The organism is Pantoea rwandensis (genome assembly GCF_000759475.1).
GTDB classification, from domain to species: Bacteria; Pseudomonadota; Gammaproteobacteria; order Enterobacterales; family Enterobacteriaceae; genus Pantoea; species Pantoea rwandensis_B.
In genome coordinates, this window is sequence record NZ_CP009454.1 from 1,637,759 (window position 1) to 1,651,678 (window position 13,920).

The following is a 13,920-nucleotide window of genomic DNA, read 5'->3' on the forward strand; positions in this document are numbered from 1 at the left end:
TCAGAACAATTTTTTTGACCAGCCGAGTTTCGAGCTTAAGGTATTAAAATAATTGTAATTTTTAGGATGGATTAGGTTGAGATGATGCGCGCTGCGGCGAATCAACACATCTTCCCCTTCCTGGATAGGCAGCGCAATCTGGCTATCGCAGCTGATTTCCAGATCGCTGCGCAACGATGAAAAACGCAGACGAATGGTGCTGCTGCTGTTGATTACCAGCGGACGTGCGGAAAGCGTGTGCGGGAACATGGGCACAATGGCGATGGCATCCAGCGATGGCGTCAGTATCGGGCCACCCGCAGAGAGGGAATAGGCGGTTGAGCCGGTAGGCGTGGAGATGATTAACCCATCCGAACGCTGGGAAAAGGCAAAAACCTCATCGATATACACTTCAAATTCAATCATGTGGGCGACTTTGCCCGGGTGCAGTACCACTTCATTGATGGCGCTTCCAATCCTTGGCGAGCACGCTTCTTTGCACACCTGCGCCTCCAGCAGGAAACGGCTTTCAACAAAGTATTCGCCCTGCAGCACATCATCCAGCTGTTGCTGTGCGTTATCGGGATCGAGATCGGTGAGAAAACCGAGATTACCGCGGTTAATCCCAATCACTTTGATGTCATAACGTGCCAGCACGCGTGCGGCGCCCAGCATATTGCCGTCACCGCCCACTACCACGGCTAAATCGGCACGTTGGCCGATTTCCGCCAGGCTGCCGGTTTCCACATCTTTCAAGTTCAGTTCGCGCGCAATCTGCTGCTCGACGATCACCTCATAGCCTTTTGCTGTCAGCCAGCGCCAGAGCATTTCATGGGTGGTTAACGCAGTAGGATGGCGCGGATGGCCGACAATCCCAATGCAGTTAAAGTGTTTGTTCATTTAGCGCGTGTTCCTCATAAGCCAAAACGGCCAGGCAATGTGATGGGTTCACTTGAAACCGTCAAACTGATCCCCATAATAAGCCAACCAGCGAGATGAATGTGCAAAACGCGGAGAAATTCATGAGTAGTAAAGAACAGAACACCCCTAACGAGCAAGTCTCAGACGAAATTCAACAGGATCAGCAGCACGTGGACGCAGAGACGGCAACTGAGGTGGATCCGCGTGATGAGCGTATCGCGCAACTGGAAGCGGAATTAGCCCAGTCGCAAGGCGGCGTGCGTGAAGCACAGCTGCGCGCTCAGGCGGAGATTGAAAACATCCGTCGCCGTACCGAAATGGATGTGGAAAAAGCGCACAAGTTTGCGCTGGAAAAATTTGCCAACGAACTGCTGCCGGTGATTGATAGCCTCGAGCGCGCGCTGGAAGTGGCTGATAAAGAGAACACCGAACTGGCTTCGATGATTGAAGGCATCGAACTGACGCTGAAATCCCTGCTGGGTGCCGTGCGTAAGTATGGTGTTGAAGTGGTCGGTGAAACCAACGTGCCATTCAACCCGGATGTGCATCAGGCGATGTCGATGATTGAATCAGAAGACATGGCACCGAACCATGTACTGATGGTAATGCAGCGTGGTTATACCCTCAATGGTCGCCTGTTGCGTCCAGCGATGGTGGCAGTAACCAAAGCCAAAGGCTAATTACCCTGCTGAATACAAAAACGGCCGCTGATTGCGGCCGTTTTTATTTTTAAGGCAGAACGGGCATCCAGTCGATAGGCGTCTGGCCGGACTGGCTTAACAGCGCGTTCGCCTGCGAGAAGTGCTTACTGCCAAAAAAGCCGCGATGGGCCGAAAGCGGCGAGGGGTGCGGCGCTTTTAAAACATGGTGACGTTGCGTATCGATAATGCTGCCTTTCTTCTGCGCATGCGAACCCCACAGCAAGAAAATCACGCCTTCCCGATGTTGATTGATCGCGCTAATCACATTGTCCGTAAAGGTTTCCCAGCCGAACCGCGCGTGGGAATGCGCTTTACTGGCTTCTACCGTTAGCACCGTGTTCAGCAGCATCACACCTTGTGTGGCCCAGCTTTCGAGGAAGCCGTGCTGTGGGCGCGTAAAGCCCGCAATATCCTTCTCCAGTTCTTTATACATATTTAGCAGCGAAGGAGGAGTGGGCACGCCGGGAAGCACAGAGAACGCCAGACCGTGCGCCTGATTAGGGCCGTGATAAGGATCCTGACCCAGAATCACCACTTTAATGTCGCCCAGCTCAGTCAGACGGAAGGCATTGAACACGTCTTTTTGCGGTGGATAAACGGTCACTCCAGCTGCGCGTTCGTTGGCTACCGCTTTTAAGGTTTCGACGAAGTAAGGTTTTTCTTTCTCTTCAGCCAGCACGTCGTGCCAGGTCAGCTTCTCAGCCATCTTTAACTCCCTGCAAAAATTTGCGCCTAGCTTAACGTGTCGCACGCGGCAGCAGAAGGGTAAAAATAATTTGAAAAATTGCAGAGAAAGTTTTTGAGCGGAATGGTTTTAAATCAATTTGTTAGCGATGAGGTGAGTTTTGCCTGGCAGCATAATTGATACAGGTCAAAACGGCCCCAAAGCCCCGGTGATATATCAATGTGTCAGATCAATGGATTCACCGCGTGATATCAAATATCGCGCACTAAAGCCCTGGAGGTCACTATGATTACCGGTATTCAAATTACTCAGGCCAATAACCCACAATTGCTGAACTCATTCTGGTTGCTGGATGATGAGAAAGCGGAAGCCCGTTGCCTGTGCGCAAAAGGCGATTTCACGGAAGATCAGATCGTTGCTATTAGCGATCTGGGCGACATTGCTTACCGTGAAATCCCGCTGGAGCAGAAACCCGAGGTGCGTATTGAGGGTGGCCAGCACCTGAACGTCAACGTGCTGCGTCGCGAAACCTTAGAAGATGCGGTAAAGCATCCGGAAAAATATCCGCAGCTGACCATTCGAGTGTCTGGTTATGCGGTGCGCTTTAATGCGCTTACGCCCGAACAGCAGCGCGATGTGATTACCCGTACTTTCACTGAAAGTCTGTAATTGATCGGCTGACGAAAAGTCACACAGCAATCCAGGCCGCGCCGATACCTTTCGGTGCGGCTTTTTTGTTTTTATCGATCCTGAAAGGGACTGCTGGATGGGCGATTGACAGAAAAAATATAACCGAAGCGCTATTTTGGCAGGCTAAAAGATAAAAAAAACGCCTCATCAGAGGCGCTTTGTTGAATGCGTGCTGATTTATTCTGCACCGCTCTCTGGTGTGCTGCTGCCGCTTGCCTGACGACGTTTACCGACATTTTTGGTGTCGCGATGACGTTGCTTAACACGCGGTTTTTCAGCCTCTTTCTCTTTGCGCTCTTTACGCTTAGCAAGGGCTTTTTTCGACGGTTTACCCGTGACTTTAGCACTCGGTGCACGTGATTCCGGACGCAACTCTTCGATGATGCGCGCTTTAATCGGCTCGTTGATATAACGGGTAATTTTACCCAGCAGCACATGGTCATGTGCCTCAACCAACGAAATCGCCGTGCCTTTACGTCCAGCACGTGCCGTACGACCAATGCGGTGCAAGTAGATATCGGCAGTGAGTGGCAGGTCATAGTTGATGACGTGAGTGACGTCATCAATGTCGATTCCGCGTGCCGCAACATCGGTCGCAATCATTACGTTGACGCGATTTTCGTTGATACGCTTAATCGCTTCATTGCGGTTTACCTGCACCATCTCACCTTCAAGATAGCTGGTACGAATACCGGCTTCGTGCAGCCAGGTCACCAGTTCATGCAGACGTTCGCGTTTACGCACAAACACAACCACGCGCTTGGCCTCAGGCTGTTTTAACAGATGCACCAACAGCTTGGTTTTGTGCTCAAGGTTGTCAGCACGATAAAACCATTGTTGAATCTTTTTACGTTCGCTTTTGCTGGGATCGGCTTCGATTGATACCGGATCGTTCAGCAGGCGCTCGGCGAAGTCTTTGATATTTTCGCCTTCCAGCGTGGCGGAGAACAGCAGCGTCTGTTTGCGCCAGCGGGTTTCTGCTGCGATGGTTTCAATATCCTGCGCGAAGCCCATGTCGACCATGCGGTCGGCTTCATCCAGAATCAGAGTTTCAACCGCGCGGCAGTCAAAGTTTTCTTCTTTGATGTACTGCAGCAAGCGACCGGTGGTGGCCACCACGATGTCCTGGTTTTCGCTGAATACTTCGGCGTGGTTCATATAAGCCACACCACCGGTGATGGTGGCGATATCCAGGTGCGTGTGTTTAGCCAACTCACGTGCGTGATCGGCAACCTGCATCGCCAGTTCGCGGGTTGGCGTGAGGATCAGAATACGTGGCGGGCCCGATTTTTTGCGTGGGAAGTCGAGCAGATGCTGTAAAGCGGGCAGCAGAAAAGCAGCGGTTTTCCCCGTTCCGGTTGGCGCCGAACCCAGAACGTCACGGCCTTCCAGCGCGGCAGGAATGGTCTCAGCCTGAATGGCAGTGGGGCGCGTGAAGCCTTTTTCCTGCAGCGCTTGCAGCAGGCTTTCGTCAAGTTCGAGTTCGGAGAATGTGGTTACGGTCATGGTCTACCTCAGTTTGGGGCGCTGATTATAGACAGAACAGACATAATCTTCATCTGTTTGTGTGCAGCAGGTGAAGGTGAATTCCCCTCACGACCACGTTACACTCCCCGCAGTAGATAATTCAACGGTAGTGAAGTATGTCTCAGGACCAGCCGCAGACGCGGGCAATGTTAAGAAAAGATGGTTTTACCTTTAAGCAATTTTTCGTGGCGCATGACCGCTGTGCGATGAAAGTCGGCACCGATGGCGTGTTACTGGGTGCCTGGGCGCCGGTGGCCGGCGCGCGACGAATTCTGGATATTGGCTGCGGCAGCGGATTGATTGCGCTGATGCTGGCACAGCGTACGCCACAACAGGTGATGCTGGATGCGGTCGAGTTGGATGCCAGTGCGGCCAACCAGGCTGAAGAAAATGTGCAGGCTTCTCCCTGGGCCGATCGCATCACGGTGCATCAACAAAACATCGTCAGCTGGAGCGAGCAAGCGGAAAAACGTTATTCCCTGATTGTCAGTAACCCGCCTTTTTTTTCACCGGGAACCGCGTCAGCCAGCGCGGAGCGTGATAACGCGCGCAGTACCACCACGCTGGACCATCCCACATTATTACGCTGTGCTGCTCAGTTAATTGAAGAAGAAGGTCTCTTTTGCGTGGTGCTGCCCGAGGATGCCGGAGAGAATCTCATTCAGCTGGCGCTGGCCGAAGGCTGGCATCTGCGGTATCGCTACGATGTGGCGGCTTATGCACAACGTCCGCCGAATCGTCTGGTGTTAGGTTTCTCGCCAACAGCAGGCGAAACGTTGCTGGAGCGTCTCGCCATTCGTGATGAGGATAAGAGCTACTCGGCTGACTGGCTGAGCCTGGTGAGTGATTTTTATCTGTTCCGATAATGCTCTGGCTGGAGCTGAGTCGGTAAAGCCTCAGAGAGTTGATCGGGATAATCAGGCGTATAGTGCAGGCCACGGCTCTCTTTGCGTTCCAGCGCACAGCGCACCATCAACTCCGCCACCTGCACCAGGTTGCGTAACTCCAGCAGGTTGTTGGATAGACGGAAATGCGCGTAGTACTCATCAATTTCCTGCTGCAGTAAATTAATCCTGCGCAGTGCGCGCTCAAGCCTTTTGGTGGTGCGCACAATTCCCATGTAATCCCACATGAACAGGCGCAGTTCATGCCAATTGTGCTGAATAACGACGCGTTCGTCCGCGTCATCGACCCGGCTTTCATCCCAGGCCGGCAGTTGCTCGACGGCGGCAACATCCGGCAAGCGGCGAATCATGTCCTCCGCCGCAGACCAGCCATACACCAGACACTCCAGCAAAGAATTCGATGCCATACGATTGGCACCGTGCAGGCCGGTATAGCTCACCTCGCCAATGGCATACAGCCCATCGACATCGGTACGGCCCTGCTGATCCACCATCACGCCGCCGCAGGTGTAGTGCGCGGCAGGAACAATGGGAATGGGCTGTTTGGTCAGATCCAGTCCGAAGGTCAGCAGTTTCTCGTAGATCATCGGGAAGTGCGCGCGGACAAAACTCTCTGGCTGGTGGCTGATATCCAGATACATGCAATCGACACCCAAACGCTTCATTTCATGATCGATAGCGCGCGCTACGATATCGCGCGGGGCCAGTTCAGCGCGCTCGTCAAAATCAGGCATAAAACGAGTACCATCCGGGCGCAGCAACCATGCGCCTTCGCCGCGTAACGCTTCCGTGAGCAAAAAGTTCTGTGCCTGAGGATGGAATAAACAGGTGGGGTGGAACTGATTGAATTCCAGATTGGCGACACGGCACCCAGCACGCCATGCCATCGCAATACCATCACCAGAGGCCACATCCGGGTTGGTGGTGTACTGATATACTTTTGCTGCACCGCCAGTGGCCAATACCACCGCGCGAGCACGGCAGGTTTCCATCTGTTCGCGATTGCGGTTCCAGATCCACGCACCCACTACCCGACGCTTACCGGGCAGCCCCAGTTTATCGGAAAGAATTAAATCAACGGCGTTAGTGCGTTCAATAATGCGGATGTTGGGATGGCTCAGCGCCTGGCTCACCAGCGTGGTTTCAACCGCGCGGCCAGTGGCATCGGCGCTGTGCAGAATTCGACGATGGCTGTGCCCACCTTCGCGCGTCAGATGGTAACGCGCTTCGCCGTCACTCTGCGGTTCCTTGTCGAAGGCCACGCCGTTATCAATCAACCACTGCACGCAATGGCGCGCATTGCTGGCAATAAAACTAACGGTTTCACGTTCACACAAGCCAGCACCGGCGATCAAGGTGTCTTCGACGTGAGATTCAATGCTGTCTGTTTCATCAAACACCGCGGCGATACCGCCCTGGGCATACAGCGTCGAACCTTCGTTCACCTGTGCTTTGCTTAACACGGTCACCTGGTAATAGGGTGCCAGTCGCAGCGCCAGAGACAGGCCTGCAGCACCGCTACCCACAATTAACACATCACATTGGTAATCAGGATTCGACGTCATGGTGTTTAATTTACTAAACAAAAGGTTTCCCGAGCATAAGCCTGGAAGCCGGGCCTGTGAAGTATTTTGAACAAATTACGCGGTAAAATTATCCAGAGCAGCGACATAATCACGCGATTTCAGTAAGTTATGTCCGAAAATAGGCACATCGTGTTTTTTATACCAAACACTCTGAAAATTCAGGTAATAAAGATGAAAATTAGGGCGTCATAGGGTACTCTCCCAGCGATTATCGGTGCCGCAAATGACGCCAACGGCGTAGCAAGTCGCTACACTGAAAGACAATCAACAACAATGATGTCGTGGTTCCGATACGGAAAATATCTGGTCGTGGTGAACTTCAGGCCAACATATGACTCTAAGCGCATGCTTGCTCAGAACAATGAGATGTGCTGGCAGTTCACTTACGCATAAAAAGAGATTTGGGGAGACATTACCTCGGATGAGCGAGCAGTTAACGGATCAGGTTCTCGTTGAGCGGGTTCAGAAGGGAGATCAAAAGTCATTTAATTTACTGGTTATTCGATACCAGCATAAAGTGGCGAGCCTGGTTTCACGTTATGTCCCTTCAGGCGATGTGCCTGATGTGGTTCAGGAATCCTTTATTAAAGCGTATCGCGCACTGGAATCTTTCCGTGGCGATAGCGCCTTTTATACATGGCTGTACCGCATTGCGGTGAATACAGCAAAAAACTATTTAGTGGCTCAGGGGCGTCGTCCGCCATCCAGCGATGTGGATGCGATCGATGCAGAAAATTTCGAAAGTGCGGGTGCATTAAAAGAAATTTCGAACCCTGAGAACTTAATGTTGTCAGAGGAACTGAAACAAATTGTTTTTCGGACCATTGAGGCGCTTCCCGAAGATCTGCGTATGGCCATCACCCTCAGGGAGTTGGATGGTTTAAGTTACGAAGAGATTGCCGCCATCATGGATTGCCCGGTGGGTACCGTTCGTTCGCGTATCTTCCGTGCCCGAGAGGCCATTGATAATAAAGTTCAACCGCTTATCCAACGTCAGTGATAACGGCTACTGGAAGGGTACCAAAGCATGCAGAAAGAAAAACTTTCCGCTTTAATGGATGGTGAAACTCTCGATAACGAGCTGTTGGCGTCGTTGTCGAAGGATGCAGATCTTCAAAAAAGCTGGGAGAGCTACCATCTAATCCGCGACACCTTACGAGGTGATGTCGGTGAAGTGCTGCATTTTGATATCTCCGCACGCGTTGCAGCGGCCATTGAAAATGAGCCATTGCGCAAAGTGACTCCGCTGATTCCTGAAGCGCAGCCTGAGCCATCACGCTGGGAGAAAATGCCGTTCTGGCGCCGTGGCGGCACCTGGACTGCACAACTGGCGCAGATTGGTGTGGCTGCCTGTGTCTCGCTGGCAGTGATTGTAGGTGTTCAGCACTACAATACTCAGCCTGGCAGCAGCGCAACGGAAACCTCAGATTCTCCAGCGTTTAATACGCTGCCGATGATGGGTAAAGCTTCTCCTGTTAGTCTTGGCGTCCCTTCTGACGCGTTTGACACCAATAGCTCTAACCAGCAGGTGCAGGAACAGCGTCGTCGTGTGAATGCCATGCTGCAGGACTATGAACTGCAACGCCGTCTGCATGCTGATCAGGTCCAGTTCGATCAAAAGAATGATCCACAGCAGGCGCAAGCTAACGTTCCCGGAAATCAGTCGTTAGGAACTCAACAGCAGTAATGAAGCAACTTTGGTGTGCCGTTAGCCTGCTGGCAGGCAGCCTGCTTTGGTCCTCCACCGCCCCGGCGCAGACATCTGCTTCCGGGGCGTTGTTACAGCAGATGGAGCAGGCAAGCCAGAACCTCAACTACGAATTCGCCTACATCAATGTCTCTCGTCTTGGCATTGAATCTCTGCGTTATCGTCATGCAGTTATCGATAATCGTATCTTTGCCCAACTGTTGCAGATGGATGGGCCGCGTCGTGAAGTGATTCAGCGTGGCAATGACATCAGCTACTTCGAGCCAGGGCTTGATCCCTTCTCGCTACCGGGCAATCACATTATTGATGCGCTGCCTGCATTGATGTTTGCTGATTTCTCCCGCCTTGGTGATGCCTACGATTTTATTCCGGTAGGACGTTCGCGTATGGCCGATCAAATGTGCGAAGTGGTGCGCATCGTGTCGCGTGATGGCACGCGTTACAGCTATGTCGTGTGGCTGGATGTTGATACTAAATTGCCGCTACGCATCGATTTGCTGGATCGCGATGGTGAAACGCTGGAGCAGTTCCGTGTCATCAGCTTTGCGGTGGATGAAGGCGTGCGTAATCTGATGCAGGGGCTGGAAAAAGCCAATCTGCCGCCAACGCTGTCATTACCGGCGGGCGATAAAGTGCAGCTCAGCTGGCAGCCAGGCTGGTTGCCTGCGGGTATGACACTGATTTCGCAGAGTCGCCGCGATATGCCAGCCATGAATAAAACCGTAGAATCTCGTCTGTACAGCGATGGCTTATTCAGCTTTGCTATCAACATTACGCCTGCCGATAAAAGCAGTGTGCCGCAGTCATTGCGCACTGGGCGTCGTACGGTGCAGACAGAAGTGCGCGATAATCGTGAAATCACCGTGGTGGGCGAATTACCGCCTGCAACGGCCAAACGTATCGCGGACAGCATAGATTCAGGTGCACAAAAATGATGAGAGAATGGGCCACCGTGGTGGCGTGGGAAAAAGGCATTGCCACGCTGCACTCGGAAGCGAAAACCTCCTGTAACAGCTGTTCAGCCCGCAAAGGCTGCGGCAGCCACGCGCTCAATCAACTTGGGCCGAAAAATGCTCATGTCATGACCATTGCCAGCCCGGAGCCTTTACAGCCCGGACAGCGCATTGAATTGGGTATCCGTGAAAGCAGTCTGCTGGGTTCAGCGCTGCTGGTTTACATGACGCCGCTGTTTGGCCTGTTTTTAGTCGCAGGTCTGTTTCAGATGCTGTTCCACAGTGATCTGGCGGCGGCCTGCGGTGCGCTGTTAGGCGGCATTGGTGGCTTTATTGTGGCTAAAGGGGTTTCCAGCGTGTTCGGTCATCGGGAAGCCTTTCAGCCGATCATCCTCAGCGTTGCGTTACCGCCCGATGCCATACGCGTAGAAAATGAAGGTTGATCCCTGCCAGGGCCGCGCAACGCGCGGCTTTTTCATTTAGGCTTACCCGCTGAAATCTGTTGCGATTCCCCACAGTTCCATTCTTTAACGCGCGGCGTTAACAGTGTAATATGCGTCGTCATTAATGAGGCTGACAGGATTCCGGGTAAAGCTCACTTTCCTGAATGTGTCTGTGCTCAAGTTTTCCACTGATTTTTTACGTGAAGATATTCATATAAATGAAGCACATACGAAATTTCTCCATCATCGCACACATCGACCACGGCAAATCAACGCTCTCTGACCGCTTGATTCAGATTTGTGGTGGCCTCAGCGATCGTGAGATGGCGGCGCAGGTTCTGGATTCTATGGATCTGGAGCGCGAGCGCGGCATTACCATCAAAGCGCAAAGCGTAACGCTCGATTACAAAGCGCTGAACGGTGAAACTTACCAGCTCAATTTTATCGATACTCCCGGCCACGTTGACTTCTCCTATGAAGTTTCCCGCTCGTTAGCGGCTTGTGAAGGGGCATTGCTGGTGGTCGATGCAGGTCAGGGCGTTGAAGCACAGACGCTGGCGAACTGCTACACCGCAATGGAAATGGATCTGGAAGTGGTACCGGTTTTGAACAAAATCGACTTGCCTGCGGCCGATCCTGAGCGCGTGGCGGAAGAGATTGAAGATATCGTTGGTATTGATGCGGCTGATGCCGTGCGCTGCTCGGCAAAAACCGGCGTTGGCGTTCCGGATGTGCTTGAGCGTCTGGTGCGTGATATCCCACCACCGGAAGGTGATCCGGAAGGCCCACTGCAGGCGCTGATCATCGACTCATGGTTCGATAACTACCTGGGCGTTGTGTCACTGATTCGTATCAAGAACGGTACGCTGCGCAAAGGCGACAAAGTGAAGGTGATGAGCACCGGTCAGACCTATAACGCTGATCGCTTAGGCATCTTTACACCGAAACAGGTTGACCGTAATGAACTCAATTGCGGTGAAGTGGGCTGGTTGGTGTGTGCAATCAAAGACATCCTCGGCGCGCCAGTAGGCGATACCTTAACGCTGCAGCGTAATCCTGCTGACAAAGTGTTGCCAGGCTTTAAAAAAGTGAAGCCACAGGTTTATGCCGGTCTGTTCCCGATCAGCTCTGATGACTATGAAGCATTCCGTGATGCGCTGGGCAAATTGAGCCTGAACGATGCCTCACTGTTCTACGAACCAGAGAGTTCAACGGCGCTGGGCTTTGGCTTCCGCATCGGCTTCCTTGGCCTGCTGCACATGGAGATCATTCAGGAACGTCTGGAGCGTGAATACGATCTCGACCTGATCACCACTGCGCCGACGGTTGTCTATGAAGTGCTGACGACCGATGGTCAAACTGTCTATGTCGATAGCCCATCCAAGCTGCCGCCGCTGAACAATATTGAAGAACTGCGCGAACCGATCGCCGAGTGTCACATGCTGCTGCCGCAGGAGTTCCTCGGCAACGTGATCACCCTGTGTATTGAGAAACGCGGTGTGCAGACCAACATGGTTTACCACGGTAAACAGGTTGCGCTGACCTATGAAATCCCGATGGCAGAAGTGGTACTCGACTTCTTCGACCGTCTGAAATCAACGTCTCGCGGCTATGCATCGCTGGACTATAACTTTAAACGTTTCCAGGCCTCTGACATGGTGCGTGTCGACGTGATGATTAACTCAGAACGTGTAGATGCGCTGGCGCTGATTACCCACCGTGATAACTCTCAGTATCGTGGCCGCGACCTCGTGGAGAAGATGAAAGATCTGATCCCACGTCAGCAGTTCGATATTGCGATTCAGGCGGCAATCGGCAACCACATTATCGCTCGCTCAACGGTCAAGCAGCTGCGTAAAAACGTTCTGGCGAAATGCTATGGCGGTGACGTGAGCCGTAAGAAGAAACTGTTGCAGAAGCAGAAAGACGGTAAGAAGCGAATGAAGCAGGTCGGCAACGTTGAGCTGCCGCAGGAAGCATTCCTTGCCATTCTGCATGTCGGTAAAGACAGCAAATAAGGAACTTTAATGGCTAATATGTTCGCCCTGATTCTGGTGATCGCCACGCTAATAACCGGTGTTATCTGGTGTATCGATCGCTTTAAATGGGCTCCGGCGCGTCGTGCTAAGCAGGCAGCTGCACAAGCGCAGGCAGGTAACGCATTGGACGGCAAAACGCTGGCCAAAGTGGCGGCTCAGCCAGGCTGGGTAGAAACGGCGGCATCGGTGTTCCCGGTGCTGGCGGTGGTACTGATCGTTCGCTCATTTATTTTTGAGCCGTTCCAGATCCCATCAGGTTCCATGATGCCGACGTTGCTGATTGGTGATTTTATTCTGGTGGAGAAGTTTGCTTACGGAATCAAAGATCCGATTACTCAAACCACGCTGATCCCAACGGGTCATCCGCAGCGCGGTGATGTGGCGGTGTTTAAATACCCGAAAGATCCGAGCGTCGATTACATTAAACGTGTTATCGGTCTGCCGGGCGACAAAGTGGTGTTTGATCCTTACAGCAAAACGCTGACGGTTAACCCGGGTTGTGGCACAGGCAAATGCGATACTGCGTTGCCGATCACCTATACCAACGTGGAGCCAAGCCGCTTCATTCAAACCTTCAGCGGCTTTGATGGCAATGAAGCCGGCAACGGCTTCTTTGAAGCACCACAGGGCGAAACCATGAAGGGCGGCCTGCGTCTGGGAACACGTAAAGAGACGCTGGGCACGGTGACGCACGATATCCTGTTAGTAAACGAAGCGCAGAGCCAGGCAAGCATGTATTATCAGCAGCCGGGTCAGCCGCAATCCACGTGGATCGTGCCGGAAGGGCAATATTTCATGATGGGTGATAACCGCGATAACAGCGCCGACAGCCGCTACTGGGGCTTTGTGCCTGAGAAGAATCTGGTCGGTAAAGCGGTGGCTATCTGGATGAGCTTTGAGAAACAAGAAGGACAGTGGCCTACGGGCGTGCGCTTAAGTCGCATCGGCGGAATCCACTAAGCATTATGCCCACTGCGGTGGGCAACACGGTTGGCCTCTTTCGGGGGGCCACTGCACACGAAACAGAACGTGTTGGAAGCTCAGCCCTGTTTCGTATGCAGAGTTACAGACGCACAGAATAACTGGAATCGCATGAACCCCATCCTTATTAACAAGCTGCAGCGCAAACTGGGCTACACTTTTACTCATCCGGAACTACTGCAGCAAGCATTGACTCACCGCAGTGCCAGCAGCAAGCACAATGAACGTCTTGAGTTTCTTGGCGATTCTATTCTCAGCTATGTGATAGCCAATGCGCTTTATCATCGCTTCCCACGTGTGGATGAAGGTGACATGAGCCGCATGCGCGCTACGCTGGTGCGGGGCAATACCCTGGCAGAGATGGCGCGTGAGTTTGAACTCGGCGAATGTTTACGTCTCGGACCGGGCGAGTTGAAGAGTGGCGGTTTCCGTCGCGAATCGATTCTTGCTGATACGGTTGAAGCGCTGATTGGCGGTATCTTCCTCGACAGCAACATTCAAACCGTTGAGAAACTGATCCTCGATTGGTACCAAAATCGCCTTGATGAGATCAGCCCGGGTGATAAGCAAAAAGATCCAAAAACGCGTCTGCAGGAGTTTCTGCAAGGGCGTCACCTGCCGCTGCCTTCTTATCTGGTGGTGCAAGTGCGTGGTGAAGCCCACGATCAGGAATTCACCATTCACTGTCAGGTGAGTGGCATGGCAGACCCGGTGGTGGGTGTAGGTTCCAGCCGCCGTAAAGCAGAGCAAGCTGCCGCTGAGCAGGCATTAATTAAGCTTGGTCTCGAATAAAATACATAGT

The 13,920-nt window shown here is 52.7% G+C and carries 14 protein-coding genes; 10 read left to right on the top strand and 4 right to left on the bottom strand.

Annotation, left to right across the window (positions count from 1 at the left end; translation table 11 throughout):
• On the bottom strand, positions 1 to 879 hold the full coding sequence (gene nadK, locus LH22_RS07475) for an NAD(+) kinase (RefSeq protein WP_034825588.1): 879 nt from the start codon (positions 877 to 879) through the stop codon (positions 1 to 3).
• 122 nt (positions 880 to 1,001) lie between these two features.
• Between nadK and grpE the strand changes: the two genes are divergently transcribed.
• Positions 1,002 to 1,580, top strand: coding sequence for a nucleotide exchange factor GrpE (grpE, locus tag LH22_RS07480; RefSeq protein WP_038645340.1), 579 nt, complete (start codon positions 1,002 to 1,004; stop codon positions 1,578 to 1,580).
• A 49-nt stretch (positions 1,581 to 1,629) separates the two neighbouring features.
• On the opposite strand, the gene ung is transcribed toward grpE, so the two are convergent.
• Positions 1,630 to 2,307: a uracil-DNA glycosylase gene (gene ung / locus LH22_RS07485; RefSeq protein WP_038645341.1), complete on the bottom strand. Its 678-nt coding sequence runs from the start codon at positions 2,305 to 2,307 to the stop codon at positions 1,630 to 1,632.
• A 264-nt stretch (positions 2,308 to 2,571) separates the two neighbouring features.
• Between ung and grcA the strand changes: the two genes are divergently transcribed.
• Complete coding sequence (gene grcA, locus LH22_RS07490; RefSeq protein WP_038645342.1) at positions 2,572 to 2,955, top strand: autonomous glycyl radical cofactor GrcA; 384 nt, start codon at positions 2,572 to 2,574, stop codon at positions 2,953 to 2,955.
• A gap of 198 nt (positions 2,956 to 3,153) precedes the next feature.
• Here the strand turns inward: grcA and srmB are convergent, their stop codons facing one another.
• Positions 3,154 to 4,482 (bottom strand): ATP-dependent RNA helicase SrmB, encoded by a 1,329-nt coding sequence (gene srmB / locus LH22_RS07495; protein WP_038645343.1) that lies wholly within the window; start codon positions 4,480 to 4,482, stop codon positions 3,154 to 3,156.
• A 137-nt stretch (positions 4,483 to 4,619) separates the two neighbouring features.
• Here srmB and trmN point away from each other — a divergent pair, with 137 nt between their 5' ends.
• On the top strand, positions 4,620 to 5,369 hold the full coding sequence (trmN, locus tag LH22_RS07500) for a tRNA(1)(Val) (adenine(37)-N(6))-methyltransferase TrmN (RefSeq protein ID WP_038645345.1): 750 nt from the start codon (positions 4,620 to 4,622) through the stop codon (positions 5,367 to 5,369).
• Here trmN and nadB read toward each other — a convergent pair.
• Positions 5,354 to 6,973, bottom strand: coding sequence for an L-aspartate oxidase (nadB, locus tag LH22_RS07505; protein ID WP_038645347.1), 1,620 nt, complete (start codon positions 6,971 to 6,973; stop codon positions 5,354 to 5,356). The genes trmN and nadB overlap by 16 nt on opposite strands.
• A gap of 442 nt (positions 6,974 to 7,415) precedes the next feature.
• Between nadB and rpoE the strand changes: the two genes are divergently transcribed.
• From rpoE to rnc, 7 genes are all read left to right on the top strand, one after another.
• Entirely contained in the window at positions 7,416 to 7,994 is a 579-nt protein-coding gene (gene rpoE / locus LH22_RS07510) for an RNA polymerase sigma factor RpoE (protein WP_038645348.1), read from the top strand.
• 27 nt (positions 7,995 to 8,021) lie between these two features.
• A complete protein-coding gene (rseA, locus tag LH22_RS07515) occupies positions 8,022 to 8,681 on the top strand; it encodes an anti-sigma-E factor RseA (RefSeq protein WP_038645350.1) in 660 nt (219 codons plus the stop codon).
• Positions 8,681 to 9,637, top strand: a complete 957-nt coding sequence (gene rseB / locus LH22_RS07520) for a sigma-E factor regulatory protein RseB (protein ID WP_034825608.1) — start codon at positions 8,681 to 8,683, stop codon at positions 9,635 to 9,637. The genes rseA and rseB overlap by 1 nt, the downstream gene beginning before the upstream one ends.
• Complete coding sequence (rseC, locus tag LH22_RS07525) at positions 9,634 to 10,098, top strand: SoxR-reducing system protein RseC (RefSeq protein ID WP_038645352.1); 465 nt, start codon at positions 9,634 to 9,636, stop codon at positions 10,096 to 10,098. Before rseB ends, rseC begins: the two co-directional genes overlap by 4 nt.
• Positions 10,099 to 10,316: 218 nt before the next feature.
• Positions 10,317 to 12,116, top strand: a complete 1,800-nt coding sequence (gene lepA / locus LH22_RS07530) for a translation elongation factor 4 (RefSeq protein ID WP_038645354.1) — start codon at positions 10,317 to 10,319, stop codon at positions 12,114 to 12,116.
• Between the two features lie 9 nt (positions 12,117 to 12,125).
• Positions 12,126 to 13,097, top strand: coding sequence for a signal peptidase I (gene lepB, locus LH22_RS07535; RefSeq protein WP_038645356.1), 972 nt, complete (start codon positions 12,126 to 12,128; stop codon positions 13,095 to 13,097).
• A 132-nt stretch (positions 13,098 to 13,229) separates the two neighbouring features.
• Positions 13,230 to 13,910 carry a ribonuclease III gene (gene rnc / locus LH22_RS07540; protein ID WP_038645358.1) on the top strand — a complete coding sequence of 227 codons (681 nt, stop codon included), beginning with the start codon at positions 13,230 to 13,232 and terminating at the stop codon, positions 13,908 to 13,910.
• The last annotated feature ends 10 nt before the right edge of the window (positions 13,911 to 13,920 follow it).

Bases quoted from the DNA above. Each gene is read 5' to 3' on its own strand.
- rnc (WP_038645358.1), top strand. From the start codon at position 13,230: ATGAACCCCATCCTTATTAACAAGCTGCAGCGCAAACTGGGCTACACT.
- grcA (WP_038645342.1), top strand. From the start codon at position 2,572: ATGATTACCGGTATTCAAATTACTCAGGCCAATAACCCACAATTGCTG.
- nadB (WP_038645347.1), bottom strand. From the start codon at position 6,973: ATGACGTCGAATCCTGATTACCAATGTGATGTGTTAATTGTGGGTAGC.
- lepA (WP_038645354.1), top strand. From the start codon at position 10,317: ATGAAGCACATACGAAATTTCTCCATCATCGCACACATCGACCACGGC.
- rpoE (WP_038645348.1), top strand. From the start codon at position 7,416: ATGAGCGAGCAGTTAACGGATCAGGTTCTCGTTGAGCGGGTTCAGAAG.
- lepB (WP_038645356.1), top strand. From the start codon at position 12,126: ATGGCTAATATGTTCGCCCTGATTCTGGTGATCGCCACGCTAATAACC.
- grpE (WP_038645340.1), top strand. From the start codon at position 1,002: ATGAGTAGTAAAGAACAGAACACCCCTAACGAGCAAGTCTCAGACGAA.
- rseC (WP_038645352.1), top strand. From the start codon at position 9,634: ATGATGAGAGAATGGGCCACCGTGGTGGCGTGGGAAAAAGGCATTGCC.
- nadK (WP_034825588.1), bottom strand. From the start codon at position 879: ATGAACAAACACTTTAACTGCATTGGGATTGTCGGCCATCCGCGCCAT.
- trmN (WP_038645345.1), top strand. From the start codon at position 4,620: ATGTCTCAGGACCAGCCGCAGACGCGGGCAATGTTAAGAAAAGATGGT.
- rseA (WP_038645350.1), top strand. From the start codon at position 8,022: ATGCAGAAAGAAAAACTTTCCGCTTTAATGGATGGTGAAACTCTCGAT.
- srmB (WP_038645343.1), bottom strand. From the start codon at position 4,482: ATGACCGTAACCACATTCTCCGAACTCGAACTTGACGAAAGCCTGCTG.
- rseB (WP_034825608.1), top strand. From the start codon at position 8,681: ATGAAGCAACTTTGGTGTGCCGTTAGCCTGCTGGCAGGCAGCCTGCTT.
- ung (WP_038645341.1), bottom strand. From the start codon at position 2,307: ATGGCTGAGAAGCTGACCTGGCACGACGTGCTGGCTGAAGAGAAAGAA.